General features: G+C 56.6%; 18 protein-coding genes. 13 read left to right on the forward strand and 5 right to left on the reverse strand.

The genetic code is table 11. The features are described 5' to 3' along the window. Positions 1-44 precede the first annotated feature (44 nt). Positions 45-2,774, reverse strand: a complete 2,730-nt coding sequence (locus G8770_RS21345) for a penicillin-binding protein 1A (protein WP_167191778.1) — start codon at positions 2,772-2,774, stop codon at positions 45-47. Positions 2,775-2,929: 155 nt separating this feature from the next. Here G8770_RS21345 and G8770_RS21350 point away from each other — a divergent pair, with 155 nt between their 5' ends. The 12 genes from G8770_RS21350 to G8770_RS21405 all read left to right on the forward strand — a co-directional run bounded on the left by G8770_RS21350 (position 2,930) and on the right by G8770_RS21405 (position 21,547). Next, entirely contained in the window at positions 2,930-3,997 is a 1,068-nt protein-coding gene (locus tag G8770_RS21350) for a pilus assembly protein PilM (protein WP_167191780.1), read from the forward strand. Next, on the forward strand, positions 3,997-4,569 hold the full coding sequence (locus G8770_RS21355; RefSeq protein ID WP_167191782.1) for a PilN domain-containing protein: 573 nt from the start codon (positions 3,997-3,999) through the stop codon (positions 4,567-4,569). Before G8770_RS21350 ends, G8770_RS21355 begins: the two co-directional genes overlap by 1 nt. Before the next feature lie 76 nt (positions 4,570-4,645). After that, positions 4,646-5,260: a type IV pilus inner membrane component PilO gene (locus G8770_RS21360; RefSeq protein WP_167191784.1), complete on the forward strand. Its 615-nt coding sequence runs from the start codon at positions 4,646-4,648 to the stop codon at positions 5,258-5,260. Further along, the gene (locus tag G8770_RS21365) at positions 5,260-5,796 is read left to right on the forward strand and encodes a pilus assembly protein PilP (protein ID WP_167191787.1); all 537 of its coding nucleotides are present in this window, start codon (positions 5,260-5,262) and stop codon (positions 5,794-5,796) included. The genes G8770_RS21360 and G8770_RS21365 overlap by 1 nt, the downstream gene beginning before the upstream one ends. 5 nt (positions 5,797-5,801) lie before the next feature. Then, the gene (locus G8770_RS21370) at positions 5,802-7,970 is read left to right on the forward strand and encodes a type IV pilus secretin PilQ (RefSeq protein WP_167191789.1); all 2,169 of its coding nucleotides are present in this window, start codon (positions 5,802-5,804) and stop codon (positions 7,968-7,970) included. Positions 7,971-8,050: 80 nt separating this feature from the next. Next, on the forward strand, positions 8,051-8,563 hold the full coding sequence (aroK, locus tag G8770_RS21375; protein WP_167191791.1) for a shikimate kinase AroK: 513 nt from the start codon (positions 8,051-8,053) through the stop codon (positions 8,561-8,563). Between the two features lie 432 nt (positions 8,564-8,995). Beyond that, positions 8,996-10,069: a 3-dehydroquinate synthase gene (gene aroB, locus G8770_RS21380; RefSeq protein ID WP_167191793.1), complete on the forward strand. Its 1,074-nt coding sequence runs from the start codon at positions 8,996-8,998 to the stop codon at positions 10,067-10,069. A 321-nt stretch (positions 10,070-10,390) separates the two neighbouring features. After that, positions 10,391-12,145: an AAA family ATPase gene (locus G8770_RS21385; protein ID WP_167191795.1), complete on the forward strand. Its 1,755-nt coding sequence runs from the start codon at positions 10,391-10,393 to the stop codon at positions 12,143-12,145. Between the two features lie 200 nt (positions 12,146-12,345). Beyond that, complete coding sequence (gltB, locus tag G8770_RS21390; RefSeq protein ID WP_167191797.1) at positions 12,346-16,797, forward strand: glutamate synthase large subunit; 4,452 nt, start codon at positions 12,346-12,348, stop codon at positions 16,795-16,797. A gap of 161 nt (positions 16,798-16,958) precedes the next feature. Further along, the gene (locus G8770_RS21395; protein WP_167191799.1) at positions 16,959-18,377 is read left to right on the forward strand and encodes an FAD-dependent oxidoreductase; all 1,419 of its coding nucleotides are present in this window, start codon (positions 16,959-16,961) and stop codon (positions 18,375-18,377) included. Positions 18,378-18,746: 369 nt separating this feature from the next. Further along, complete coding sequence (gene hemE, locus G8770_RS21400; protein WP_167191801.1) at positions 18,747-19,817, forward strand: uroporphyrinogen decarboxylase; 1,071 nt, start codon at positions 18,747-18,749, stop codon at positions 19,815-19,817. A gap of 362 nt (positions 19,818-20,179) precedes the next feature. Then, complete coding sequence (locus tag G8770_RS21405) at positions 20,180-21,547, forward strand: DUF3391 domain-containing protein (RefSeq protein WP_167191842.1); 1,368 nt, start codon at positions 20,180-20,182, stop codon at positions 21,545-21,547. Between the two features lie 99 nt (positions 21,548-21,646). Here the strand turns inward: G8770_RS21405 and asd are convergent, their stop codons facing one another. The 3 genes from asd to rsgA form a co-directional block, all read right to left on the reverse strand. After that, positions 21,647-22,498 carry an archaetidylserine decarboxylase gene (gene asd, locus G8770_RS21410; protein ID WP_167191803.1) on the reverse strand — a complete coding sequence of 284 codons (852 nt, stop codon included), beginning with the start codon at positions 22,496-22,498 and terminating at the stop codon, positions 21,647-21,649. 152 nt (positions 22,499-22,650) lie between these two features. Then, entirely contained in the window at positions 22,651-23,475 is an 825-nt protein-coding gene (locus G8770_RS21415) for a rhodanese-like domain-containing protein (RefSeq protein WP_167191805.1), read from the reverse strand. Positions 23,476-23,679: 204 nt separating this feature from the next. Beyond that, a complete protein-coding gene (rsgA, locus tag G8770_RS21420) occupies positions 23,680-24,708 on the reverse strand; it encodes a small ribosomal subunit biogenesis GTPase RsgA (protein WP_167191807.1) in 1,029 nt (342 codons plus the stop codon). Between the two features lie 173 nt (positions 24,709-24,881). Between rsgA and orn the strand changes: the two genes are divergently transcribed. Continuing rightward, the gene (gene orn, locus G8770_RS21425; protein ID WP_279537212.1) at positions 24,882-25,454 is read left to right on the forward strand and encodes an oligoribonuclease; all 573 of its coding nucleotides are present in this window, start codon (positions 24,882-24,884) and stop codon (positions 25,452-25,454) included. Between the two features lie 64 nt (positions 25,455-25,518). Here orn and G8770_RS21430 read toward each other — a convergent pair whose 3' ends face one another. Then, positions 25,519-26,157, reverse strand: coding sequence for a class I SAM-dependent methyltransferase (locus G8770_RS21430; RefSeq protein ID WP_167191809.1), 639 nt, complete (start codon positions 26,155-26,157; stop codon positions 25,519-25,521). Positions 26,158-26,175 lie beyond the last annotated feature (18 nt).

The following is a 26,175-nucleotide window of genomic DNA, read 5'->3' on the forward strand; positions in this document are numbered from 1 at the left end:
ACTCGCTCAAGGCGAATGGCGCAGCCAGAGAAAGCATTCCGGGGCTAAAACAGTTCCTCAGGGAGTGCTTCCTGAGTCGCGCCGGTTTCTCTGTGGTCCAGTTGCGGAGCGGTTTGCTGATTGTACTCAGGGACGTTTTCCAGGCGGAAGGTCTCAAAGATGGCGTTGCTTTGAGTGGCCGGCGCGCGCATGCCGGTGTTCGGGTCAATGCGCACGGAGACCAGATTGTCGGGCAGGGACCGGGGGGCTTCCGGAATGTCCTTCAGGGCCAGGGCCATATAGTCAATCCAGATCGGCAGGGCCGAGGTGCCGCCGTACTCACGCCGCCCGAGGTCGGAGTTTTGGTCAAAGCCCAGCCAGGCGGTGGTGACCACACGGTTGTTGTAGCCGGAGAACCAGGCATCTTTGGGGCCGTTGGTGGTGCCGGTTTTACCCGCCAGATCATTGCGTCCGAGGGCCAGCGCCTTGCGGCCAGTCCCTTTCTTGATGACATCGCGCAGCATGTCATCTATCAGGTAGGCGATCTGCGGGCTCAAAACCCTCGGCGCCACTGGCGGTTGAGGGGCTTCCTGCATCAGCTGGTCTGAGTCCTCGGCGGTGTTTTCCGACTCTGAGTTGGGGTCAAGCGCCGTGTCCAGGGACGAGCTGGCAATCTCATTTGCGGGCTGCAGTGGCTGGTCATTGAGCTCTGCGGCCATGGCTTTTTCCAGGGCGTCCAGGCTCTCTTGTTGAGCGTTGGCGACCTGGTTGCCGTCCCCTGAATCCGCCGTGAGCGCTTCACTGGCCTCTGCCGTGTTGGCTTCGACTTCACAGGGGCGGCAAACGGTGGCCGGCAGAGCCTGAAAGGTGATGTTGCCATCCACGTCTTCAATCCGCGCTACGAGGTAGGGAGAGACCTTGTAGCCGCCATTGGCAAACACGGTGTAGCCGGTGGCGATTTGCAGTGGTGTGAGGGCAGCGGTGCCCAGCGCCAGTGACAGGTTGCGGGGCATTTGGCTTTTATCCAGCCCGTAGCGGTCCATGGTGTCCAGGGCATTATTGATGCCTATGCGACGAAGGATGCGGATGGAGACCAGGTTGCGGGATTTATACAGCGCCTGGCGCAGGCGGGTGGGGCCAAAAAACTTGCCGCTGGCATTTTCCGGGCGCCAGGTGCTTTCCATGGAGGCGTCGTCAAACACAATGGGGGCATCGTTGATGATGGTGGCCGGCGTAAGTCCCTGTTCCAGTGCTGCGGTGTAGATAAAGGGTTTAAAGTTTGAACCCGGCTGGCGCTCCGCCTGAGTGGCGCGGTTAAAGTGGCTTTGGTTAAAGTCAAAACCGCCGACCAGCGCACGGATGGCCCCATCATCGGGGTTGAGAGACACCAGAGCTGCCTGGGCAGCGGGCACCTGGGTGAGTTGCCAGATGTCTTCCCCGGTGTCTGCAGCCTGAGTTTTGGCCACGCGAATGACGTCGCCCACCGCGAGCACATCCGAGGCCTGTTTGGGGGCCGGTCCGCGACTGTTTTCGTTGATGTACGCGCGGGCCTCGGACAGGCCGTTCTCCCAATGGACACTGGCCTGAGTGCCGTCAGACGCCAGAAATACGATACTGTCGGCATTGACCTGGGTCACCGCGGCGGCCATCAGCCCGCCGATGGTTTTGTAGTGGTCCAGTTCCTGTTGCCACTCTTGTTGCCACTCCGTCAGAGGCTGCGCCGAGTCAGACTCTGCGGCGGCGCTGTCGCCAGGGGTGGATGCCGATGGCGGTTCCGTGCTGGTCGTCTTGGCGGCCAGAGCGTCCGGGAGTGTCAGTTTGGCCTCGGGCCCTCGGTAGCCGTGACGCAGGTCGTAGCTGATCAGGCCGTCGATGACGGCTTTTTGGGCGCGAGCCTGTAGTTGTGAATTGATGGTGGTGTAAATCTTAAAGCCATCGGTGTAGGCGGCCAGCCCCAGCTTGTCGACAGCTTCCTTGCGAGCCATTTCGGCAATATAGGGGGCGCTCAGTTCCAGCTTGGAGCCGTGGTAGGAGGCCGTCACAGGCTCTTGCACGGCAACCTGATATTGCTCTTCGGTGATGTAGTCCAGCGACACCATGCGCCCCAAAATCCAGTTGCGCCGCACCAGTGCGCGCTGTGGGTTGGCCAGTGGGTTGTAGGCTGAAGGCGCTTTTGGCAGGCCGGCAATCATGGCCAGCTGGGCCAGACTCAAGTCATTGATGTCTTTGCCGTAGTACACCTGCGCCGCCGCTCCGATGCCATAGGCGCGGTTGCCGAGGTAGATTTTGTTGGCGTAGAGCTCAAGAATTTCACTTTTGCTCAATTCTTTTTCGATCTGCAGCGCGAGCAGGATTTCATTGAATTTGCGGCTGAATGTCTGTTTGCGCGTCAGAAAAAAGTTTCTGGCGACCTGCATTGTAATGGTACTTCCGCCAGTTTGAATTTGCCCTGATTGCAATAATTGTGAAGCGGCTCTCAAAAGGCCTTTAATATCGACGCCATGATGGGAGTAGAATCTGTCGTCTTCGGCGGAAAGAATGGCATTTATAAAGTCTTGGGGAACATTTTCGATGGCGACGGGGTTGCGTCGTTTCTCACCAAAGACGCCAATAAGCAGGCCGTCGTCGGAATAAATTCGCAGCGGTGTTTGCAGTTTTATCTGCCGAAGAGTTTCCACTTCCGGCAATTTAGGGGTGAGGTAGAGCGTGATCCCCGCAAAAAGCGCCAAAGTTCCGCTGCCCGCAGCCAGAATGAGCCAGAAAGCCCAGGGTATGATTTTTTCTTTATAGGTCATTTTTTCTATGAGAATTAAAGGGTTAGCGAGACGGAATGTGTGAGCGAAGCATTATAAGCGGTTTTTAAGGGTTTACATATGGTTTGCCTTGTTGCAGGCTTAAGTTAAAGTGCTATAACATCAAATGCACCTAAGTTACGGAAATAGATAGAAAAATGGGAATTTTGGGGTTCTTAGAGCGAAAAGCCAAGCCCGTTTTGGGGCTGGACATTAGCTCGACATCGATCAAGTTACTGGAGCTTAGCCGCAATGGCGACCGCTATCGAGTGGAAAGTTACGCGGTTAAGGCGCTTCCACCGAATGCGGTGGTTGAGAAAAACATCAACGAGGTCGAAGCCGTTGCTGATACTCTCAAGTCGCTGCTTCTTCAATCCAAAACCAAGCTGAAGGATGCGGCCGTCGCCGTTGCCGGGTCGGCCGTCATCACCAAGGTGATTGAAATGCCCGGGGGCATGAGTGACGACGTGCTGGAAACGCAGATTTCCCTCGAGGCAGATCAGTACATTCCTTACCCCCTGGAAGAAGTTGCCATCGACTTCGAAGTCCAGGGCGAGTCCGAAATCAATCCCGACATGATCGATGTTTTGCTGGCGGCCTGTCGCCGTGAAAACGTCGATTTGCGTGTGGCGGCTCTGGAATTGGCCGACTTGAAACCGAAAGTGGTGGACGTCGAAGCGTATACCATGGAGCGAGCCTTTGCTCTGGTTGAGGAACAGCTGGAAGACCAGGACGACCAGGTCATTGCCGTGCTTGATATTGGCGCCACCATGACGACCCTGAGTGTGCTGGTCGGCGGCAAAACGGTCTACACCCGTGAGCAGCTGTTCGGCGGCAAGCAATTGACGGAAGAAATCCAGCGCCGCTACGGCTTGTCGGTCGAAGAGGCGGGGCTGGCGAAAAAACAGGGTGGCTTGCCGGACGATTACACCGAAGAGGTGCTCGAGCCCTTTAAAGATGCGGTGGTGCAACAGGTCACCCGTTCCCTGCAGTTCTTTTTCTCCTCCAGCCAGTACAACGACGTAGATCACATTATCCTGGCCGGTGGGGTCGCCTCCCTGGCGGGGCTCAGCGATCTGATCAGTGAAAAATTGGGGACTGAAGTGAGTGTTGCGAATCCTTTTGCCAATATGACCGTGGCCTCCCGGGTCAACGCCGTTGCCCTGGCCAATGATGCACCTTCGCTGATGATTGCCGTGGGGCTGGCGATGAGGAGTTTTGATTAATGGCAAAGATTAACCTCCTCCCGTGGCGCGATGAATATCGCCGCGAGAAACAGCAGGAATTTTTGGGTGTGCTGGCGTTTGTGGCGGCCGTCACTGCGCTGTGTGTGTATATCTGGATCAGTTCGGTGCAGGGCTCCATTGAGTCGCAAAAAGACCGCAACCGGATGCTGGACCAGGAAATCAGCGCGCTGCAGGAAAAAGTGAAAGAAATCCAGGCGCTGAAGAAGCGCCGCGCTGAGTTGCTGGCCCGAATGAAGGTAATTCAGGGGCTGCAGGGTGAGCGTCCGGTCATCGTTCGCTACTTTGATGAATTGGTGCGAGCGGTACCGGAAGGCGTCTACCTGAATTCATTGACGCGTCGCGGCGATCAGATTCAGTTAGAAGGTATTACTGAATCCAATGTCCGGGTGTCGGCGTTCATGCGCAACCTCGACAGTTCGGAGTGGTTCTCGACCCCCAACCTGAAAGCGGTTAAAGCTGCACCTCAATTCGGGGAGCAGGCCAGTCAGTTTTCGATGAATTTTGCTACGACCAAGCCAAAAGAGGATCTGTCTGAGGCGGGTAAAAAGTGAGTGTGATTATAACTGTCAGCACGATTGCACGCCCGCAAGCGGCGTGCAGCATAAGAAATAAGTAGCGAGGTTGGGGATGGCATTGCAAGACGTGTTAGGTCAGCTCAATGAATTCGATGTGAACGACATCGATTGGACCCGTATGGGGGTCTGGCCAGTAGCTGGAAAAATAGTATTGTGCGTGATTTTGATTGCGGCTCTGGTGGCGGGGGGGTACTACTTCTTCATCAAAGACCTGAATGTGCAGTTACAAACAGTGACCGCAAAAGAGGAAACCTTAAGAAATACCTTCAAGCAAAAAGCTTTCCAGGCGGCCAATCTGGACGCCTACCGTGAACAGATGAAGGAAATGGAAAAATCCTTTGGTGCGCTGGTGGCGCAACTCCCGAGTGATACCGAGGTGCCGGGTTTATTGGAGGATATTGATGAGCGTGGTTCCGAAAGCGGTTTGACGATCAAAAGCATCACGTTGCAGAAAGAAAAAAAGGCAGCGTTCTATGTTGAACTGCCCATTTCAATCAACGTCACCGGTCCTTATCACGACTTTGGTACGTTTGTCAGCGGGGTGGCGGGCATGCCGCGCATCGTGACCCTGCACGATTACAACATCAAGAAATCAAGCAGTAGCGGTATGCTGGACATGACTATTCTGGCCAAGACCTACCGCTACAAAAGTGAGGGGAGCAAATAATGTTGTCGTTTAACTGGCCCCGCGGTGTTGGCTTGCTAGCCACCCTCTTCATGTTGTCAGCCTGTAGTGGTGGCAACCATCAGGACTTGAAAGATTTTATTGCAGAAACCAAGCGGCGTCCGGCGGGCAATATCGAACCATTGCCGCCGTTTGTGCCCTACCAAAGCTTTTCCTACAGCGCCATGACAGAGCGCAGCCCTTTTGATCCACCGGTGGAAGACCTCAATCAACTGGTGCTGGGCAAGAAATCCAACATCAAACCCGATCTGAGCCGGGAAAAAGAATTTCTGGAAGGCTTTAACATTGCCTCACTGAACATGGTGGGCACCCTGGAGCAGGGGGGAACCCTGTGGGTGCTGATCAACGACGGTGAGGGTGGTATTCACCGAGTGAAGCAAGGGAACTTTCTGGGAAAGAACTACGGCCGTATTGTGGCTACTTCGAGTCGTCAAATCGATATTATAGAAATTGTGCCTAATGGTGCGGATGGATGGGTCGAACGCCCTAAAGTCTTACAAATTGCGGAGAAGGAATAATAAACATGACAGTGCATCTTAAGCGAAAAGCGGAAGCGGCCGCAGCGATGATTGGAGTCTGGATGCTAACCGCCTTCTCTGCGGCTTCGGCCAGTACGCTCCAGGACGTTCAGTTTGCAGAACTGCCCGGGGACCGGTTCGAAGTTCGATTGGGTTTTGACGCACAGCCCCAGAAGCCAACGGGCTATACCATTGAGCAGCCGGCGCGGATTGTGCTGGACTTTGAAGGGGTGGATAACGAGCTGTCGCAGCGCAAGTTCCCCTTGTCATTTGACAATGCCAAGTCTGCGGTCGTGCTCAGCAGTGATGACCGCACCCGGCTGATTTTGAATCTTGCGCAACTCAGCGCCTATGTCACTCGCGAAGAAGGCAATGCGCTGGTGATTGAAGTGGGCAGCCGCCCAACGGTTCAGCAGGTGGCCTCGTCAGGTGGTGTTGCTCAATCAAGCGCAGCTCCACAGTCCTCGGCCCTGGTGGTCTACGGCGATGAGCTTGCCATCAGTGACATCGATTTCCGTCGTGGCGAGGAAGGTGAAGGCAAGGTCATTGTGAATCTGTCCGACCCTGCGGTGAATATCGATGTGAATCAGCGCGCCGGAGATATCGAAATCTCCTTTATGGACACCAAGTTGCCCTCCGCGCTGCGTCGCAGTCTCGATGTGGTGGATTTTGCCACCCCGGTGACCATGGTCAATGCCGATTATGACGGTCGCAAGACCACGCTGCAGATCAAGGCCACGGGCGAATACGATTACCTGGCCTATCAGGCGGACGACACCTACGTGATCAGCGTCAAGCCACTGACCAAAAAAGAGCTGGAAGAGAAGAATGCCCGCTTTGCCTTCGTGGGTGAAAAGCTTTCCCTGAACTTCCAGAACATCGAAGTGCGTTCGGTGCTGCAGTTGATTGCCGACTTTACCGAGCTCAATCTGGTGGCCAGTGATACCGTCACCGGCAGTATTACCCTGCGTCTGGACAATGTCCCCTGGGATCAGGCGCTGGATCTGGTGCTGAAGACCAAAGGTCTGGATAAGCGTCAGGTGGGCAATGTGATGATGGTGGCGCCGGCGGCAGAAATTGCCGAGCGTGAACGCCAGGAGCTGGAAACCCAGAAGCAGCTGGAAGAGTTGGCACCGCTGTTCACTGAGTATGTGCGTGTGCGTTACGCCAGTGCTGAAGAGTTGTTTAAGCTGTTCGGCGGTAGCGGCAAGGGCGGCAGCAGCGGTGGCGGCAGTGGCGGCGCAGGCAAGGGTGGCTCGACCGCCAGCATTTTGTCAGAGCGTGGCTCCGCGATCGTGGACAAGCGCACCAACTCGATCATTCTGACCGATACGCAAGAGAAAATTAACGAGTTTAAAAAGCTGGTGGAGCAGATTGATGTCCCGATCCGTCAAGTGATGATTGAAGCTCGTATTGTCATTGCCAACACGGATTTCCGCGAGGAAATGGGGGTTAAGTGGGGCACCATTGGGGTGGATACCCCAGGAAACTCGCTGGTCGAGTTTGGCGGCTCTTTCGATTCTCTCGACAGCGATCCCGGTACCCCCAACGACTTCTTTAATAACGGTGGCACCACCGACATCGCAGAAAACCTGGCGGTGGATCTGGGCATTGCCAACCCGGCGGGCAGCTTTGCGATGAGCTTCCTCAACGACAACGTTTTGTTGAATATGGAAATCTCGGCGCTGGAAGACTCCGGTCACGCCGAAATTGTGTCGCAGCCGAAAGTCATTACCGGGGATAAGCAGCAGGCACACATTGAGTCGGGTACCGAGATTCCCTATCAGGAGGCGTCTTCCAGTGGAGCCACCTCCACCTCTTTCAAAGAGGCGGTGCTGAAGCTCGATGTAACCCCGCAGATCACCCCGGATAACCACATCATTATGGATCTGAAGGTGAATCAGGATTCCGTGGGCGACATTGATTCCACCAGTGGCATTCCCTCCATCGACGTGACCGAGCTGGTGACGCAGGTGCTGGTGGCGGATGGCCAGACCGTGGTGCTGGGTGGGATCTTCCAGACCGAGCAGGTCATCGGCGAAACCAAGGTGCCTTTCCTGGGTGATATTCCCTATCTGGGCCGTGCCTTCAAGAAAAACATCAAGAGCGAAAACAAACGAGAACTGTTAATCTTCATTACACCGAAGATTCTGGCGGATACTGTTGTACAATAAGGGCTTGGAAGGAGCTCCGACAGAGTTCAGTCGTAAAGAACTCGGTATACGTGAGTTCAGTCATTGTGGTTCAGTAACCTATGTCTCAAAGTTTAGTTCTGGTCGGCCCCATGGGGGCCGGCAAGTCCACCATCGGTAAATTGTTGGCCGGTATTCTGCACCTCCCGTTCGTTGACAGTGATCGTGTGATTGAGGAGCGCACCGGCGCTGATATCCCGTGGATTTTTGACGTCGAAGGTGAAGACGGCTTTCGTATGCGCGAAACCGCCGTGCTCAAGGATCTGTTGTTTGGTGAGCCGGCGGTGCTGGCAACCGGCGGCGGCATTGTCATGAAAGAAGAAAACCGCCAGATGCTGAAAGGTGATGGCACGGTGGTGTACTTGACCGCCTCGGTGGATCAGCTGGTGGAGCGCACCTACAAGGATAAAAAGCGGCCGCTTTTGCAGGTGCCGGACCCGGAGGCCAAAATCCGTGAACTGATTGCCCGGCGTGATTCTCTCTATCGTGAAGTGGCAGACATGATCATCCAGACGGACCGGCGTGGCCCCAAGGCCGTGGCCCAGGAAATTGCACAGCGTTATCAGGCCGGATAATGGTTAACCGGTCTTGCCGGTGCGGCTTTGCCAGGGGACATTAAGCCCGGCTGCCGGTTCTATCGTTCGCTAACCCGACACTAAATTCTGCGGTTAAACGCTGTAGTTAAGCACCATAGTTAAACGCTGTAGTTAAACACCACGGTTAAACGCGGTAGTTAAACACCACAGTTAAACACCACAGTTAAACCCGTTTGCTCAGTGCGGCAATCAAACTGCGCAGCCTCTCTTGCCGTCCTCTGTCTCTATCTTTAATCTGCCTCTATCTTTAAATAGGCCGCTGGGCCTTTTTGGCGCTCAGTTCTTCCGGAAACCATTAAAAGCTATCACCCTGCCGGGGCTCGTCAGCCAGCTCTCCCGTCACAGGCTGGCCTTGTGCTAAACTGCCGCTCTTTCCTTGAGTTTGGGTCAGGTTTTATGCAGCACCGTTCTATGCACACTTTGCACGTCGATTTGGGGGATCGCAGTTACCCTATCTATATTGGTGAACAGCTGTTGGGGGATCCCCAGTGGTTGCGCCCTCATATTCGTGGTCAGCAAGTGTGCATCGTCACCAACGAAACCATTGCGCCACTTTATCTGGAGCGTGTCAAAGCAGCGCTGACCGACCTGACCGTCTCTTGTGTGATCCTGCCCGACGGCGAGGCGCATAAAACCCTGCAAGTCTTATCTTCCATTTATGACCGCTTGCTGGAGGATCGTCACAATCGCACCACGACGCTGCTTGCCCTGGGGGGCGGCGTGGTGGGGGATATGACCGGTTATGCGGCGGCCAGCTACCAGCGGGGCGTGGATTTTATCCAGATACCGACCACGCTGCTGTCCCAGGTGGACTCTTCTGTCGGGGGCAAGACCGGGGTGAATCATCCGCTGGGGAAAAATATGATTGGTGCTTTCCATCAGCCCAATGCGGTGATTATTGATACCAGTGTCCTGCAGTCGCTGCCGGCGCGGGAGCTGTCCGCCGGCATCGCCGAGGTCATTAAATATGGCCTCATCAGTGATGAGCCGTTCTACCGCTGGCTGGAAGAGCATATGGAACGCTTGATGGCCTGTGAGCCCGAAGCTCTGGCCTATGCGATCGAGCGCTCGTGCCAAAACAAGGCGAATGTGGTTGCTCAGGATGAGCGGGAGGGTGGGGTCCGCGCCATTCTGAATCTGGGCCACACGTTTGGGCACGCCATTGAAAACTCCCAGGGTTATGGCAATTGGCTGCACGGAGAGGCGGTTGCCGCAGGGATGGTGATGGCGGTGGATCTGTCCGTCCGCGAGGGGCATCTTCCCGCGGCGGAAGTGGAGCGTTTGAAGCGTTTGTTGGCAAGAGCCAAACTGCCATTGTGTCCGCCGGAAAATATGACGGAGGATGAGTTTTTAAAGCTGATGGCGGTGGATAAAAAAGTGTTGGATGGGCAGTTGCGCCTGGTGTTGCTGCAGTCTGTGGGGCAGGCGGTTGTGAGTCAGGATTTTTCCCTGAGCAACTTGAAGCAAACACTGGCGGCAAGATGAGGCGTGCCTTATTAAGGTTCCCCCGCACGTAAAGTTGCTGGATTTTAAGGGGCCTGGGTGTGCCTGAGCCGGCAAGCGGGGTTTGGCAGTACGCTGAGTAGGCCGACCCTGCTGAGAGTCCCGCTTGGTGTCGGCCTGAGTCTCTGTGACTGATTGCGTAGCATCTGAAACTCCCTGACGTTAAGCTAACATGAAGTGTAAGGACTGGCGACCGCCTGAGGGCGGCGCCGTGCCTGTCGCAATTAAAGACGCTGTTGGTCCAGTGTGCGGATTGAAGGCATTAATCAGTTGATAGGGGGAGACGATGGGGGTGGCGACAAGATGCCGTTGGTAAAGTCCACAGAGGGCACGGCCGCGATATTTCCTGGCTATCTGCAAAGCTTACAGCTGTCATTCGACCCTTTTGATCCGGCTGATGACGATTTTGTGTTCTATCGTGGTGCGCAGCGAGGCCTGATTGTCGAGCAGTTAGTCCAGATGTCGGCGTTCGGTGCCGGTGTCATTGTGGTGGCGGGTGACCCGGGCAGTGGCCGCACGACGCTGAAGCAGCAGTTGGGTGACCTGTGTTACGAGTCGCGCCGCCTGTGCGAAATTACGGTGGATGAGGTCACGTCACCGGAAGAGATTTTTAGCGCTTTGGCGGCGGCTCTGGATTGCGAGGTGTCACCGGGTGCTTCGGCCGGTGAAATGATGGCCTTGATTCGGCAACGGCTGAATCAATGGCGCACACCGGGTTCCAATCAAGACAATGACGAGCCGGGCTCTGTTGGCGAATGGCCGGCGCCGGTTGCGCCTGAGGGCCAAGAGCGTCGCGAAAGTTTACTGCTGTTGCTGGACGATGCACCCCTGCTGGGGGATGCGGTGCTGAGTGCCTTACTGAGTTTGTTGCAGTCCTCGGGCGGCGCGGAGGAGCTGCCATTGCACATGGTGCTGTTTGGCGATTTTGAGCTGGTGCAACGACTCGATGCGATCGCTTTGGTGGATGTCCTTTTGCAGGACTTGGCACTGCCCTTGCTTGATATTGAGGATCTGGCGGACTACCTTGAAGTAAAGCTGAAAGCCGCTGGCTGGGTCGGGTCGCTGCCTTTTGACGAGGCTGAACTGGATCAGTTGTTGGTTGTCTCAGGCGGGGTGCCGGGCCAGGTACACGACGCTGCCAGGGAGTTGCTGGCGTTGAAGAGCGGTGATGAGGGCGTCGCCAGTACGGCAGTGGGGCACACCTTGCCGGTTGCGCATATTTTTACCTTGGTGGTGCTGATCGGTGTGTTGCTGATGGCGTTCTTTTACAAGGACAATTGGCTGTCGGGAACAGACTCCGCCGCAGGCTCGGTGGCCGATGCTGCCGGCCGCAGTACATCGACCCGCCATGATGTTGATCCCGTACCTGTCGTGGCCGAAGGAGCCAGGCCGCAGCGGCGGCAGGAGTCCCTCGACGTGGTTCTGAAGCCCTTGGCGGGTGGCGCTGAAAAGCCCTTGGCGGGTGAAGCGGAACGACCTGCAGCAGAGAGCAATGACAAGCCCTTAGTCCGTGCTGAAGACAAGCTCTTAGTCCGTGCAGATGAAAAGCCCTTAGCGGGCGGCAACGACCCGTTGGCAAGCGGGGGTGGCCCCGCTCAGCAGCGGTTGACGTCCAGCGTTCAGTCGGGCTCTGCAGCCGCATTGTCCACAGCCGTGGCTGCCGTGCCAGAGCCGCTTTCGAAAGAGCCGGGTGCTGCCGCTGGCGCCGGGGAAAAGGCCCCGGGCACGCCTGTCGGGCAGCCCTCGAAGCTGTCATCCGACGAGACGTTTTTGTTGTCACTGTCGCCCAGTCAGTATGTGTTGCAAGTTATGGCGGCAGGTTCGAAAGACGCGGTTGAGGCGTTCATAGAGCGTCAGGGCAACCGTCGTGAGTTAAGGTTATTTGCGACTCTTCGCTCCGGGCAACCCTGGTTTGTGGTGGTCACCGGGGTCTACCCGACTTCAGAAGCCGCACGGATTGGGGTTGCTTCACTGCCTCCTGAGCAGAAAAAAGTAGGCCCATGGCCGAGGAGTGTTTCGGATGTACATTTAAAGATACGGGAATTTCACCGCATTTAGCAGCACTATCGCGAAAGTACCCGCTGGAGTTGCACGTGGCTCCACTTGCTTAGCTTGCCAACCTGTTCCCAAGCGGGTAATATTCTGCGCCCATTTGCCAAGGAGCCCCTCGATTAGACAGGGGCTTTTTTGTCTCAGGCCTGATCATAAAGGTTTGAGCCCTTGATAAAGATTTTTGTTGGATTACTGAGAGACCGCCTATGAGCACTGGCCTCTACCAGATAGACGAATTTAAAGATAACTGCGGCTTTGGCCTGATTGCCCACCTCAAGGGTAAGACCAGCCATCGTTTGTTGAAAACTGCCATTGAGTCTCTGACTTGCATGACCCATCGCGGTGGTATTGCAGCGGACGGAAAAACCGGTGACGGCTGTGGTTTGCTGCTGCAAAAGCCTGACGGCTTTTTGCGTAAAGCGGCCCGGGCCGATCTCGGCGTGGAGCTGGCGGATACCTATGGTGTCGGCTCGATTATGCTGTCTCGCGACGAAAAGGTGGCGGCAGCGGCGAAAACGATTGTCGAAGAAGAGCTGAAAGCCCAGGGTCTGAAGGCCGTGGGTTGGCGCACCGTGCCCACCAATAATGACTGTCTGGGGCCGATTGCCCTGGCGTCACTGCCGCAATTCTCGCATTTGTTTGTCGAGGCGGAAGGTGAGCATTCCGAGCGTGAGCTGGCCGCCAGATTGTTCATGGCCCGTCGCCTGGCGGAAAAGCGTCTCGTTGACGACAAAAGCTTTTACATTGCCAGTCTCAGCGCAACCATCATTTCCTATAAGGGATTGATGATGCCGGTGGACCTGCCCAAATTCTTTCTGGATCTGGATAACCCGGATCTGGAAACGGCCATTTGTGTCTTCCACCAGCGCTTCTCGACCAACACCACGCCACAGTGGCCGCTGGCTCAGCCGTTCCGGATGTTGGCCCACAATGGTGAAATCAACACCGTCATGGGCAACCGCAACTGGTCAGTGGCGCGCACGCCGAAATTCCAGACGGAGTTGCTGCCGGAATTGAGCGCAGTGACGCCATTGGTCAACCGCACCGGTTCCGATTCCTCCAGTCTCGATAACATGCTGGAAGTGTTGCTGACCGGGGGCATGGAATTGCACCGGGCCATTCGTATGCTGGTGCCACCCGCCTGGCAAAACGTTGAGCACATGGACCCGGATCTGCGGGCCTTCTACGAATACAATTCCATGCACGTGGAGCCCTGGGATGGCCCGGCTGGCCTGGTGATCACAGACGGCCGTTATGCGGTGTGTACTCTGGATCGCAATGGCTTGCGCCCTTCCCGCTGGGTGATCACCAAGGACGATTTCATCACCGTTGCGTCGGAAGTGGGTACTTACGACTACAAGCCGGAAGATGTGGTGGCCAAGGGGCGTCTTGGGCCCGGTCAGATTTTGTCGGTTGATACGCAAACCGGCCAGTTGTTCCACACCGAAGACGTGGACAAGCTGCTCAAAGGCGGCAAGCCTTACAAGCAGTGGCTGAGCGAAAAGGCGACGCGCATCGAAGCGACCCTGGGTGCCGAGAAAGCGGATGCGCCCATGGCCCGCGAAGACCTGAAAAGCTATATGAAGATGTTTCAGGTGTCGTTTGAAGAGCGGGATCAGGTGTTGCGTCCATTGGCCGAAGGGGGGCAGGAAGCGGTTGGCTCGATGGGTGACGATACGCCGATGGCGGTACTGTCCGAGAAAGAGCGCAGTGTCTACGATTATTTCCGGCAGCAGTTCGCCCAGGTGACGAACCCGCCCATTGATCCGTTGCGCGAAGCCATTGTCATGTCGCTGGAGACCTGCCTGGGACGTGAGCTGTCTGTCTATGATGAGACCGCTGCCCATGCCGATCGTGTGATCCTCACGTCGCCAGTGTTATCGCCGGCCAAATATCAGGCCGTGCTGAATTTTGATCGCCCGGGGTATGAAGCCCAGGTGTTCGATTTGAGCTATGACCCTGAAACGCAGAATCTGGAGCAGGCCATCCAGGCACTGGTGCAGTCGGTTGAGGCCGCGGTTAAGAGCGGCAAGGTGTTGATTGTGCTGTCGGACAGGGCCATTGAGTCAGGCAAACTGCCGATTCACGGTTTGCTGGCCACGGGCGCGGTGCATCACAGTCTGACTCAGTCCGGGTTGCGCTGTGATTCCAACATCATTGTTGAGACGGCGACGGCGCGTGACTCTCACCACTTGGCGGCGCTGATTGGCTACGGGGCGACCGCGGTCTATCCGTACCTCAGTTATCAGGTGATCAATGAATTGATCGGTACCGGTGAGCTGCTGCTGGATGCGTCATCTGCCTACAGTAATTACCGCAAAGGCCTGAACAAAGGGCTGCTGAAAATCTTGTCCAAAATGGGGATTTCAACCGTTGCTTCCTACCGGGGTGCGCAATTGTTTGAAGCCATTGGTCTCGACAGCAAGGTCATTGATTTGTGCTTTGCGGGCACGCCCAGCCGCATACAGGGCGCCGGCTTTGTCGATATTGAAAAAGATCAGAAAGCCCTGGCCAAGCTCGCCTGGCACGCTCGCAAGCCGATTAATCAGGGCGGGTTGCTGAAGTATGTCCACGGCGAGGAGTACCACGCGTTCAATCCGGACGTGGTGCAGGCCCTGCAAAAAGCCGTTAAAAGTGGGGATTACTCCGCCTGGCGGGATTACGCCGAACTGGTCAACACTCGCCCGACGGCTACCTTGCGCGACCTGCTGGCGCTGAAAGAAGGTGTGCAGCCAGTGGATCTGAGTGAAGTGGAGCCGATGGAGTCCATCGTGCGTCGCTTTGACTCGGCAGCGATGTCGCTGGGTGCTTTGTCGCCGGAAGCGCATGAAGCGTTGGCGCAGGCCATGAACACCTTAGGTGGCCGCTCCAACAGCGGTGAAGGTGGTGAAGACCCCGTGCGTTTTGGCACCAACAAGGTGTCCAAGATCAAGCAGATCGCGTCCGGTCGCTTTGGTGTGACGCCGCATTATCTGGTGAATGCCGAAGTACTGCAGATTAAAGTCGCTCAGGGCGCCAAGCCCGGTGAGGGTGGACAGCTGCCCGGTGGCAAGGTTAACAGCCTGATTGCCCGTCTGCGTTACTCGGTGCCGGGCGTGACGCTGATTTCTCCGCCGCCACACCATGACATTTATTCCATTGAGGATCTGGCTCAGCTGATCTATGACCTCAAGCAGGTGAACCCCGATGCGCTGGTGTCGGTGAAACTGGTGTCCCGCCCTGGCGTCGGCACCATCGCAGCCGGTGTGGCGAAAGCCTACGCGGATCTGATCACCATTTCCGGTTATGACGGCGGTACCGCGGCAAGTCCGTTGACGTCGATTCGCTACGCCGGATCCCCCTGGGAGCTGGGCCTGAGTGAAACCCACCAGACCCTGCGGGCGAACGATTTGCGGGATAAGGTGCGGGTGCAGACCGACGGCGGCCTGAAGTCGGGCCTGGACGTCGTGAAAGCGGCCATTTTGGGCGCTGAAAGCTTTGGTTTTGGTACCGCGCCGATGGTGGCGCTGGGCTGTAAATACCTGCGCATTTGCCACCTGAACAACTGTGCGACCGGTGTTGCGACCCAGAACGACAAGCTGCGCGATGAGCACTATATCGGCACCGTCGATATGGCGATGAATTTCTTCAAATTTGTCGCTGAAGAAACGCGAGAGTGGATGGCCCGTCTGGGGGTGCGTAGCATCGAAGAGCTGGTGGGCCGGGTGGATCTGTTGGAGTGCATTGACGGCAGGACCGAAAGGCAGGCCAAGCTGGATCTGACGCCGATTATCTACACCGATGACCTGCTCGACAGCAAACCACAAATTTGTGCGGTAGAGCGTAATGAGCCTTACGATAAAGGTGAGTGTGCCGAGCGCATGGTGAAAGAGTTGTTGCCGGCTATCGACGGCAAAACCGGGGGCGAGTTCTCGTTCCACATCACCAACTGTGATCGCTCAATTGGGGCGCGCATCAGTGGTGAAATCGCCAAGCGCTATGGCAATCAGGGGATGGCCGACAAGCCGATCAAGCTCAATCTTACCGGTATTGCCGGGCAGAGCTTTGGGGTCTGGAACGCCGGTGGACTGGAGCTGTATCTGGAAGGTGATGCCAACGACTACGTGGGTAAAGGCATGGCGGGCGGCAAGATTGTCCTGCGTCCGCCACAGGGGTCGGAGTTCGCTTCCAATGAAACCAGCATCATGGGCAACACCTGTTTGTACGGTGCCACGGGTGGTAAATTGTTTGCGGCCGGCAGCGCTGGTGAGCGCTGCGGTGTACGTAACTCCGGCGCCCATGTAGTTGTCGAAGGTGCGGGTGACCACTGTTGTGAGTACATGACGGGCGGTATTGTGACTGTGCTGGGTGAAACCGGGGTGAACTTTGGTGCGGGTATGACCGGCGGCTTCGCTTACGTACTGGATCAGAACAACACTTTTGTGGACAAGTACAATCACGAGCTGATTGAAATTCATCGCATTAACCGGGAAGCACTGGAAGCGCATCGCAACCACTTGCGCGGTGTGATCGAGGAATTTGTCGCGGAAACCGGCAGTGCCTGGGGCCAGAAGTTACTGGATAACTTCGACGATTTCATTGGTAAATTCTGGTTGGTTAAACCGAAAGCGGCAGGCCTGGGCCAGCTGTTGGATAACGTCAAGCAGCGCGGCGAATAAACTGCGCTGTTGCGCTGGGGGCTTGGTTATATCTATGTGTCGTGACGCCATTTGCGTGGTGTAAAGCACGGTGAAAGTGATCACCGTGAACGACAACAAGCCCCGGTTTCAGCGACAACAAACAGGTTTAACGGCAACGAACGTAATTAGAGATAGAATTTATGGCTGACCGCTTACACAATAACTTTCAGTTTTTGGATGTGGGTCGACAGGACCCCAACAAAAAGGCAATCGAAACTCGTAAAACCGAGTTCGTGGAAATTTATCAGCCATTCAGTGAAGAGCAGGTGGCTAACCAGTCTCATCGCTGTCTTGAGTGTGGTAACCCTTACTGTGAATGGAAGTGTCCGGTTCACAACTTTATTCCTAATTGGTTGAAGTTGATTTCCGAGGGCAACATCTTTGAAGCTGCTGAGTTAAGTCATCAAACCAATACTCTGCCTGAAGTGTGCGGCCGGGTGTGTCCACAGGATCGCTTGTGCGAGGGTGCGTGTACCCTAAATGACGGCTTTGGTGCGGTGACCATTGGCAATGCGGAAAAGTACATTACCGATACTGCGTTTGCCATGGGTTGGAAGCCAGACATGTCCTCGGTGGTCTGGACCGATAAAAAGGTTGCTGTCATTGGTGCCGGGCCTGCCGGGCTGGGGTGTGCGGATGTCCTGGTGCGCAATGGGGTCAAGCCGGTGGTGTTTGATCGCTACCCGGAAATCGGTGGTCTGCTGACGTTTGGTATTCCTGAATTCAAGCTGGAAAAGTCGGTGCTGGTTCGTCGCCGCGAAATTTTTACCGAGATGGGTATTGAGTTTCGCCTCAATACCGAGATCGGCAAAGACGTTTCCATGGAAGAGCTGCTCAGTGAGTATGACGCCGTTTTCATGGGCATGGGCACTTACAATTACATGAAGGGCGGCTTCCCCGGTGAGGATCTGCCGGGCGTTTATGATGCGCTGCCGTTCCTGGTCTCCAGCGTGAACCGCAACCTGGGCTTTGAAAAGAACCCCAGTGACTTTATCAGTGTTGAAGGCAAAAAAGTGGTGGTGCTCGGTGGCGGTGATACCGCGATGGACTGTAACCGCACTTCCATTCGCCAGCAGGCTGAATCGGTGTCGTGTGCTTATCGCCGTGACGAGGACAACATGCCGGGCTCCAAGCGCGAAGTGGCGAATGCGCGTGAAGAAGGGGTTGAGTTTTTGTTCAACCGTCAGCCTATCGCCATTGTCGGCGAAGACAAGGTTGAAGGGGTGAAGGTGGTGACCACACAGCTGGGTGAGGCGGACGAAAATGGCCGCCGTCGTCCTGAACCCATTCCGGGCAGTGAGGAAATTTTACCGGCGGACTTGGTGTTGATCGCGTTTGGTTTCCGCCCGAGCCCTGAGGCCTGGTTTGCGGATCACAGCATCAATGTCAACGACTGGGGGGGTGTCGAAGCCCCGGAGCAGCAGGCGTTCAAATTTCAGACGTCCAATCCCAAGGTGTTTGCCGGTGGTGATATGGTGCGCGGCTCAGATCTGGTGGTAACCGCCATCTGGGAAGGTCGAGAAGCCGCCGAAGGCATTCTGGATTATCTGGAGGTGTGATTGCCCCGCGTCTTGAGCGACAACAACCGCCTGAAAACCCCGCCTAAGTGCGGGGTTTTTTGTGCGTGGTCACAAGCCGGGGGCGAAACCAGGCGGCTGCGCTTTATCGGGCTCTGCCGTCCCGGCCAGCCTGAGGGCTTTGAGGGTGCGGTTAATGATCGCCATAGGTTACCTCATAAGGCTGGATAGTTTTGGTCCTAAGACCTGGATAGGTTTCGCCATAAGACTTGGCCGGTCAAATCGCGTACAATGCCGGCATTTCTGAAGAGCCGTCATTCTTGCTGCGCAGTAAGGTATGAAACTCTTCGCGGTAACTTATTCAATTTGCAGTAACTTATTCAATTAGCAGTAACGGCTTGCAGAGGCTCCATGACCGAATTAAAAAATGATCGTTTCCTACGTGCATTGTTGAAGCAACCAGTGGACGTGACACCTGTATGGATGATGCGCCAGGCGGGGCGCTACCTGCCGGAATACCGCGCCACCCGCGCGGAAGCTGGCGATTTCATGAGTTTGTGCATGAATCCGGAGCGCGCCTGTGAGGTCACCTTGCAGCCTTTGGACCGCTACCCACAGCTGGATGCGGCGATTCTGTTCTCGGACATTCTCACCATCCCGGATGCCATGGGGTTGGGGCTGTATTTTGAAACCGGGGAGGGGCCACGCTTTAAAAAAACCGTCCGCACGGCCGCTGACATAGAGGCGCTGCCGGTGCTCGATACCCGCAAAGACCTGACTTATGTGGTGGACGCGGTAGCCACCATCCGCCGCGAACTGAACGGCCGCGTGCCCCTGATTGGTTTTACCGGCAGCCCCTGGACTCTGGCAACCTACATGGTGGAAGGGGGTTCCTCGAAAGATTATCGTCGCACCAAAGCCATGCTGTACGATCAGCCCGAAGTGTTGCATGTTTTGCTGGATAAGCTGGTGCTGTCTATTACCGATTACCTGAACCAGCAGATTCTGGCTGGAGCGCAGGCGGTACAGATTTTTGATTCCTGGGGCGGTGCGTTGAGCCATAATGCCTATCAGGAGTTTTCCCTGAAGCCGATGCAGCGCATCATCGACGGTTTGATTAAAGAGCATGACGGGCGTCAGGTGCCGGTGATTCTGTTCACCAAAGGTGGCGGTCAATGGTTGGAATCTATGGCCGATTCCGGTGCCACCGCTCTGGGACTGGACTGGACCACGGATATCGGCTCCGCCCGGGCTCGTGTCGGTAACAAGGTGGCGTTACAGGGCAACATGGACCCGGCGGTTTTGTACGCGCAGCCGCAACGTATTCGCGCTGAGGTGGCGACCATCCTGAAGAGCTATGGCCCGGGCTCCGGGCACGTCTTTAATTTGGGTCACGGCGTGACGCCGGAAGTGGATCCGGCCCACGCCGGTGCCTTTTTTGAGGCGGTGCATGAGCTGTCGGGGCAATATCACCAGGGCTAGCGAGAGAGACCCCAGCAACGCCTCAAGGTCGGCAAGCGTGGGTTTTCAGCTCGGCCGCGGGTGCCGCTTGCTGAGTGGGGGGCGGGCCGCCAACAGCCGCTCTAGCGGTGTGGCCTGGTGTGCTCTGCGGCCGTCGTTGACCAACGGCTTTGCAATGGCGCGAAAATGTGTTTTTTGAGGATTATCGCTATACTTGGTGTGGTTTCAGCTTAATGTGGTGAGTGATGGCTTTCTCGGGGGCTAACCATATGGGTTAAATTGTGAACGGGTAGATTAGGGGTGAATTGGACTCACTGTATACTCGACGTGGGTAAGTTGTGGGAGAACAGGAGTAGTACCGCATGGGCGACGGGGTTGTTGCAGTGGGCGTGAAACAAGTCAAAGTAGATGTAAACGATCTGATGGTGGGGATGTTTGTCTCGGGGCTGGATCGCCCGTGGACACAAACGCCTTTTCCATTGCAGGGCTTCTATATTCGTGAAGCGGAAGAAATTCGCGAGCTGAAAGCACACTGCAAACACGTCTATATTGACGTCTCCAAAGGCTCCGGTTCGGTCGCTGCCAAGTTAAAAACGCTGGTCAAAGCCACTGCGGGTCCCAGGGGCTCGGTGGCTCCCCGCACCAACAAGCCGAAAGTTGACGTCGCCCCGCTTAAAATTCGCCGTGACGTTTATAACGAAAAAGTGCCTCTCAGCGAGGAGGTTAACAACGCCCGTCAACTGCACCAGGCGGTGTTTAAGTCGGTGGGTGAGGTCATCCAGCAGCTGGGCAGCGGCGGCACCGTTCCCGCTCAGGAGACCAAGCGCGTTGCCGGCCAGATGGTCGACAGTGTGTTGCGCAACCCGGATGCTTTTACCTGGTTGTCGCGGGTCAAAGAAGTGGATGAGCACACCTACAGCCACTCGGTGCGGTCGGCGGTGTGGGCCATTATTTTTGGGCGCCATATTGGCATGGCCAAAAAAGATCTGGACGTACTGGCCATGGGCGTACTGCTCAAGGACGTGGGTAAGGCCACCATCGCTCCTGTGCTGTTGGAAAAAGCCAGCCGCAATCCGGCGGAAGAACGTGAATACCAAACCTTTGTGGAGAAGGGGGTCGCGATTCTGCGCAAAACTCCGGGAGTTGAGCCTCGCGTGATTTCCGTGGTGAAACACCATTGTGAGCGGGTCAATGGCAGTGGCTTTCCGCAGCAGTTGCGCGACGACAAGATCCCCCTACTGGGTAAAATCGCCGGCATTGTCACCTATTACGATGAAACCACGAACCCCCGTGGCGAACGCTTTCCCCTGTCGCCTTCCAAGGCGGTGGCAAAACTCTATGAGCACCGGGACAGGGAGTTCCAGGAAGAATTGGTGGTGGAATTCATTCGTGCCATCGGGCTTTATCCCACCGGCACCCTGGTGGAGCTGAACACCGGTGAAGTGGCCGTGGTGGTGGAGCAAAATTTTGAGCGCCGCCTCAAGCCCAAGGTCGTGGTGGTATTGGACTCCTATAAAAACCCGCTCAGCTCCCCGATTCCCCTGGATCTGGCCGAAGATGACCGCCGCAAGCAGGCTCTGGTGGACAGCGGCAAGATGAGTTTTCACGAAGTGGACAAGATTGAAATTGCTCAGGATTTGGAGCCGGGCAGTTTTGATGTGGACATTGAGCGCATCCGCGATCTTTACCTGGCCCAACACGAGCGAGTGGGCAAGGTAAAAGGTCTGTTTTCCTTCCTCAAACGAAAGTAACGTTTGACGCGATCAGCCACGTTGTTGAGTGGCGAGCCAGCCGTTAAGCAACAAGCCATTCTTCGGTCACGGGCCCTTCCGACAGGGCCCGTGACTCGTTTAGCGTATCGAGCCCATCTTTTCACCCATCAGGGTGGCGGAGCCTGCGGCAAAATCTTCGCTCCAGTCGATGGCGTCTTTACCAAACAGCACAATCGCGGTTGACCCCAGCTTGAAGCGCCCCATTTCTTCTCCCGTCTGGTAACGGAAAGTCTGGCTGCCATCGTAATGGGTGGTGCGGATGGTGCGTGGCTCAGGGGTTACCTGGCCGGCCCAGACCGTCTCAATACTGGCCACAATCATGGCCCCCACCAGAATCACCGCCATGGGACCGGCCTCGGTGTCGAACATGCACACAGCGCGTTCATTGCGGGCAAACAGGCGCGGTACATTGTCGGCGGTGGTGTCATTCACGGAAAACAGGTCTCCGGGCACGTGGGTCATGCTTTTCAGGGTGCCGGCCAGCGGCATGTGCACCCGGTGATAGTCGCGGGGTGACAAATACACCACCGCAAACTTGCCGTCTTCAAAAGGTTTGGCGGTTTGCGCATCGCCTCCGACCAGCTCCAGCAGGCTGTAATTCTGGCCCTTGGCCTGAAAAATACGGCCGTTTTCGATGTCGCCGATCTGGCTGATGGCTCCGTCGGCCGGGCACACAAAGGTCTTTTCTTCGTCACAAATGGGCCGGGCTTCGGCTTTGAGTGCGCGGGTAAAAAAATCGTTGAAGGTGTCGTAGGCACAGGGGTCGGTCTCCACCGCTTCGCTCATGTTGATGTCGTAGCGATTGACAAACCAGCGGGTAAACGGGTCTTTGATCCAGCCAATGGAGGTGTTGGCCAGCCAGCCGGCCATGCGCGACAGGGCGTGCTGGGGTACCAGGTACTGAAAAGCAATAAAGAGTTTATCTTTCATGTTGGGGTCTTGTTGTCATTAAGGTAAATTTTTAGGTTTAATAAGTGCGATACCTGGATTGCCAGGCGACAGTCTCTGAAAATGACTCGCCACTCGCCCAAGGTGAATGGCGCAGCCAGAGAGGGCACCCTGGGGTGACTCGCCACTCGCGCTTATCGCTCCACCGGTGTGTCCGGGTGATTGCCCCACTCCGACCAGGAGCCGTGATAGCCCTTGATGTTAAAGCCGAGAATTTTGCCCAGCAGGTAGGTAAACCCTGAGCGGTGGTGGCTTTGACAGTGGGTGATGATCTGCTGTTGATCGTTTAAGCCCAGCGCGTTCAGTTGTGCCAGGGCATCTTCGCGGATTCGCAGGTCGCGGCTGGGGTCCATCATGCTGGTCCACTCACAATTAATGGCGCCGGGTATGTGACCGCCTTTCTGGGCCAGCACTTTCTCGCCGCGATACTCTTGTGGTGCGCGGGCGTCCCACACGGCAAAGCCGGGTTGGCCCAGCAGTGGCAGGATGTCGGCAATTTCAATCACCACTTGGGGGTCCAGGCTGAGCTGTTGCTTCACCGGCGTGCGGCTTTCCTGCGCCGTGGATTGAGGCAGTGCGGCGCTGCGCCAGCCCTGAATGCCACCGTTGAGGTAGGAGTAATGGGGGTGGCCAATGGCGTCCAGCGTCCAGATGAAGCGCCCGGCCCAGCCACCGCCCTCATCATCGTAGGCCACCACATGCGTGTCGGCGGTCAGCCCCAGAGATTCAAACAGGGCTTCCAGCTGCGGCAGCTCAGCAATGCGCCCGGGGGCCGGCGGCTGTCCGCACACCAGCGCTTTGGGAGACACGTGCACGGCACTGGGAATGTGGCCACGGTGGTAGCTCTCTTCACTGCACAGGTCCACGACCAGCAACTTGGCCGAGTCAATGGCAGGGTTATTGAGTTGCGCCTGCAGCTCTTCGGGCTCGATGAGTAAGGGCATAAGCGGGGATGTCATAGAGGACTCCGGCAACAGTCTGAAGGGGTGGGGCTGAGATTCGCTCAACCGCCGTTCATGGGCTAATAGGTGGCTATTGTACTGGATAGTGCCGATGTTGTGGCCCTTTCCAGATGTTGGGTCAGGTGTTGGGTCTGTGGTTTGGTCAGCGATTTGACCCGCGCTGGGGTCGGTGTCGCTGACGGGGTTCCCACGACGCCAGGATCAGCGTCCGTCCTGCTCCAGGGTGGACAGGATGTAGCGGAAGCTGGCCATGCGCACCGGGCTGATGTCGCCATCTTCCAGGGCTTTTTGAATGGCGCAGCCGGGCTCGGTCTGATGCGCGCAATCGCGGAATTTGCAGTGGCCCAGGAAGGGGCGGAATTCGACAAACCCTTCCAGCAGGCTTTGTTCATCCATGTGCCACAGTCCGAATTCGCGAATCCCCGGGGAGTCGATCAAATGGCCCCCGGCGGGAAAATGAAACAGGTGTGCGGTGGTCGTGGTGTGGGTACCTTGCTGACTGATCTCAGACAGTTCGCCGACCTTGAGATTTTCGCCCGGCAGCAGCATATTAATCAGTGACGATTTACCGACGCCGGACTGACCGACAAACACGCTGGTGTAGTGGGTCAGGTAGTCGATCAGTTCGCTGAGGCCCGCTTCGGTCTTGGTGGAGGCGTTGAGCCACTCGTAACCAAGGGCGGTGTAGCGCGCTTGCATTTCCTCCAGCCGCTGGCGGTTGGTGTCATCAATGCGATCGATTTTATTGAGCAGAATGATGGGCTGAATATCAAGGGATTCCGCCGCCACCAGATAGCGGTCAATGAGATTGCCGTAAGGCTCCGGGTAGGGCGCGATGACAATCACGATACGGTCAATGTTGGCGGCCACGGTCTTCATATCGCCGTACGGGTCCGGGCGGCTCAGTTCGGAGTGTCGTGGCAGTACCGCGACAATGACGCCCAGCGGAACGCCACTGCGCCACACCACCTGATCGCCGGTCACCAGCGACCCCAGGTTGGCGCGCATGTGGCAGCGTTGTACCTGCCCCAGATTGTCGCCATCGGTGGCCTCCACCAGCACCTGCGTGCCATAGTGGGCAATGACCAGTCCGTGTTGTTCGGGACCCAGGTCGCCTTCCTGGATTTTCTCCTGAGCTTTGACTTCCCGCTTGGCGGCTCGCGCGGCGCGCTCATCCTGAACTTTTTGGATGCGCCAGCTCTGGCGGCGGGTCAGTTTGCGTTTGCTCATGAAGTCATAACCATTGGTTAACTGTTATAGTAAGAAACTAATATATAGGGGTGTGCGCATCGCTCACCGTGCTGAATCGTGGCGCAGGGTGAATAACGTTGGCCGAGATCCGGTGAATGCGAAAACCTTGGGCATTGTAGTGGATTTAGAAATTTTAAGTAGCGGATTTAAGTATGATGAGCAGTGAAAAGAAGAAAACCGAAGAGAACAAAGACGATCGCCTGATCTGGATTGATCTGGAAATGACGGGCCTGCTGCCGGATTCGGATGTGATTATTGAGATTGCCACGATCGTCACCGACGCCGAGTTGAACATCCTGGCGGAAGGTCCGGTGTATGCCATCCACCAGTCCGAGGCGACCATGAACGCCATGGACGAGTGGAACACCCGCCAGCATGGCAAGTCGGGTTTAACGGCACGGGTGCTGGCCAGCGAGGTCAGCAGCGAACAGGCGGAGCAGGCCACCATAGAGTTCCTGCAGCAGTGGGTGCCCGCCGGGAAGTCCCCCATTTGCGGCAATTCCATCTGTCAGGATCGGCGTTTTCTGGCGCGCTACATGCCTAAATTGGAAGCCTACTTCCACTATCGCAATTTGGACGTCAGCACGCTGAAGGAGCTGGCGCGCCGCTGGAAGCCTGAGGTGTTGGCCGGTGTAAAGAAAACCGGTGCGCATCTGGCGCTGGAAGATATCAAGGATTCCATTGAGGAGCTGCGTCACTACCGGGCGACGTTTATCCAGCCATAAGCTTAAGCCGATGACGACCCGCGGGGCGATCTCAAGCACTGAACGGCCGGGTGCCGGCTAACGCTCAGGTGTTGTAGACGTCCAGCACCAGCCCCCAGGCGTTGTGGGGCTCGGGCACATCCCAGTCGCTGAACACCGCATCCAGCGTGTGGGCATAGTGCTCGGCCACCTGGCGGTAGGTGGGGCGGCCGGGATCGGTGAGCAGGACCCGTTCGACCCCGGCGTCCATGGCTCGGCCAATCAGCTCCCGTACTGGCTTGACCAGACTGTCCCAGAAACAGATGTCGGCGCCGATGATCATGTCAAACTGTTCCAGTTGCTCGACGGTGATGTCTTCAAAGCGCATCTGCACGGTGTCGATCTCGACCCCGTTGAGTTCGGCGTGGTGCTCGAGGTACGGAAAGACGCTGTCGTCAGCGTCCAGGGCAATGACCTCTGCGCCGAACTCTTTGGCGCAATAGATGCCGCCGAGCCCCCAGCCACAGCCCAGTTCGAGAATGCGACAGCCCGGATCCGGAGGGCACTCCGTCAGGTAGTCCATCAACAGGTAGGTGGCTTTCCAGAATTTATTGCCGTGCAGGGCGGCATCGCCGCCTTCGCGTTTCAGGCGTCGAATGTCCGGGTGCGTGTTTTTGAGGATCTGCAGGCCAAAGGCTTCGCGCACATGAGGCGTTGCGGAGGTCGGGGTTTGTGGCGTGCTCATAAGCGGGGCGGTTTCCTT

This window comes from Pseudomaricurvus hydrocarbonicus (assembly GCF_011602365.1).
Lineage (GTDB): Bacteria > Pseudomonadota > Gammaproteobacteria > Pseudomonadales > Cellvibrionaceae > Pseudomaricurvus > Pseudomaricurvus hydrocarbonicus.

Coding starts and splice junctions, on each gene's coding strand:
- G8770_RS21345 (WP_167191778.1), bottom strand. CDS start 2,774: ATGACCTATAAAGAAAAAATCATACCCTGGGCTTTCTGGCTCATTCTG.
- G8770_RS21350 (WP_167191780.1), top strand. CDS start 2,930: ATGGGAATTTTGGGGTTCTTAGAGCGAAAAGCCAAGCCCGTTTTGGGG.
- G8770_RS21355 (WP_167191782.1), top strand. CDS start 3,997: ATGGCAAAGATTAACCTCCTCCCGTGGCGCGATGAATATCGCCGCGAG.
- G8770_RS21360 (WP_167191784.1), top strand. CDS start 4,646: ATGGCATTGCAAGACGTGTTAGGTCAGCTCAATGAATTCGATGTGAAC.
- G8770_RS21365 (WP_167191787.1), top strand. CDS start 5,260: ATGTTGTCGTTTAACTGGCCCCGCGGTGTTGGCTTGCTAGCCACCCTC.
- G8770_RS21370 (WP_167191789.1), top strand. CDS start 5,802: ATGACAGTGCATCTTAAGCGAAAAGCGGAAGCGGCCGCAGCGATGATT.
- aroK (WP_167191791.1), top strand. CDS start 8,051: ATGTCTCAAAGTTTAGTTCTGGTCGGCCCCATGGGGGCCGGCAAGTCC.
- aroB (WP_167191793.1), top strand. CDS start 8,996: ATGCACACTTTGCACGTCGATTTGGGGGATCGCAGTTACCCTATCTAT.
- G8770_RS21385 (WP_167191795.1), top strand. CDS start 10,391: ATGCCGTTGGTAAAGTCCACAGAGGGCACGGCCGCGATATTTCCTGGC.
- gltB (WP_167191797.1), top strand. CDS start 12,346: ATGAGCACTGGCCTCTACCAGATAGACGAATTTAAAGATAACTGCGGC.
- G8770_RS21395 (WP_167191799.1), top strand. CDS start 16,959: ATGGCTGACCGCTTACACAATAACTTTCAGTTTTTGGATGTGGGTCGA.
- hemE (WP_167191801.1), top strand. CDS start 18,747: ATGACCGAATTAAAAAATGATCGTTTCCTACGTGCATTGTTGAAGCAA.
- asd (WP_167191803.1), bottom strand. CDS start 22,498: ATGAAAGATAAACTCTTTATTGCTTTTCAGTACCTGGTACCCCAGCAC.
- G8770_RS21415 (WP_167191805.1), bottom strand. CDS start 23,475: ATGACATCCCCGCTTATGCCCTTACTCATCGAGCCCGAAGAGCTGCAG.
- rsgA (WP_167191807.1), bottom strand. CDS start 24,708: ATGAGCAAACGCAAACTGACCCGCCGCCAGAGCTGGCGCATCCAAAAA.
- orn (WP_279537212.1), top strand. CDS start 24,882: ATGATGAGCAGTGAAAAGAAGAAAACCGAAGAGAACAAAGACGATCGC.
- G8770_RS21430 (WP_167191809.1), bottom strand. CDS start 26,157: ATGAGCACGCCACAAACCCCGACCTCCGCAACGCCTCATGTGCGCGAA.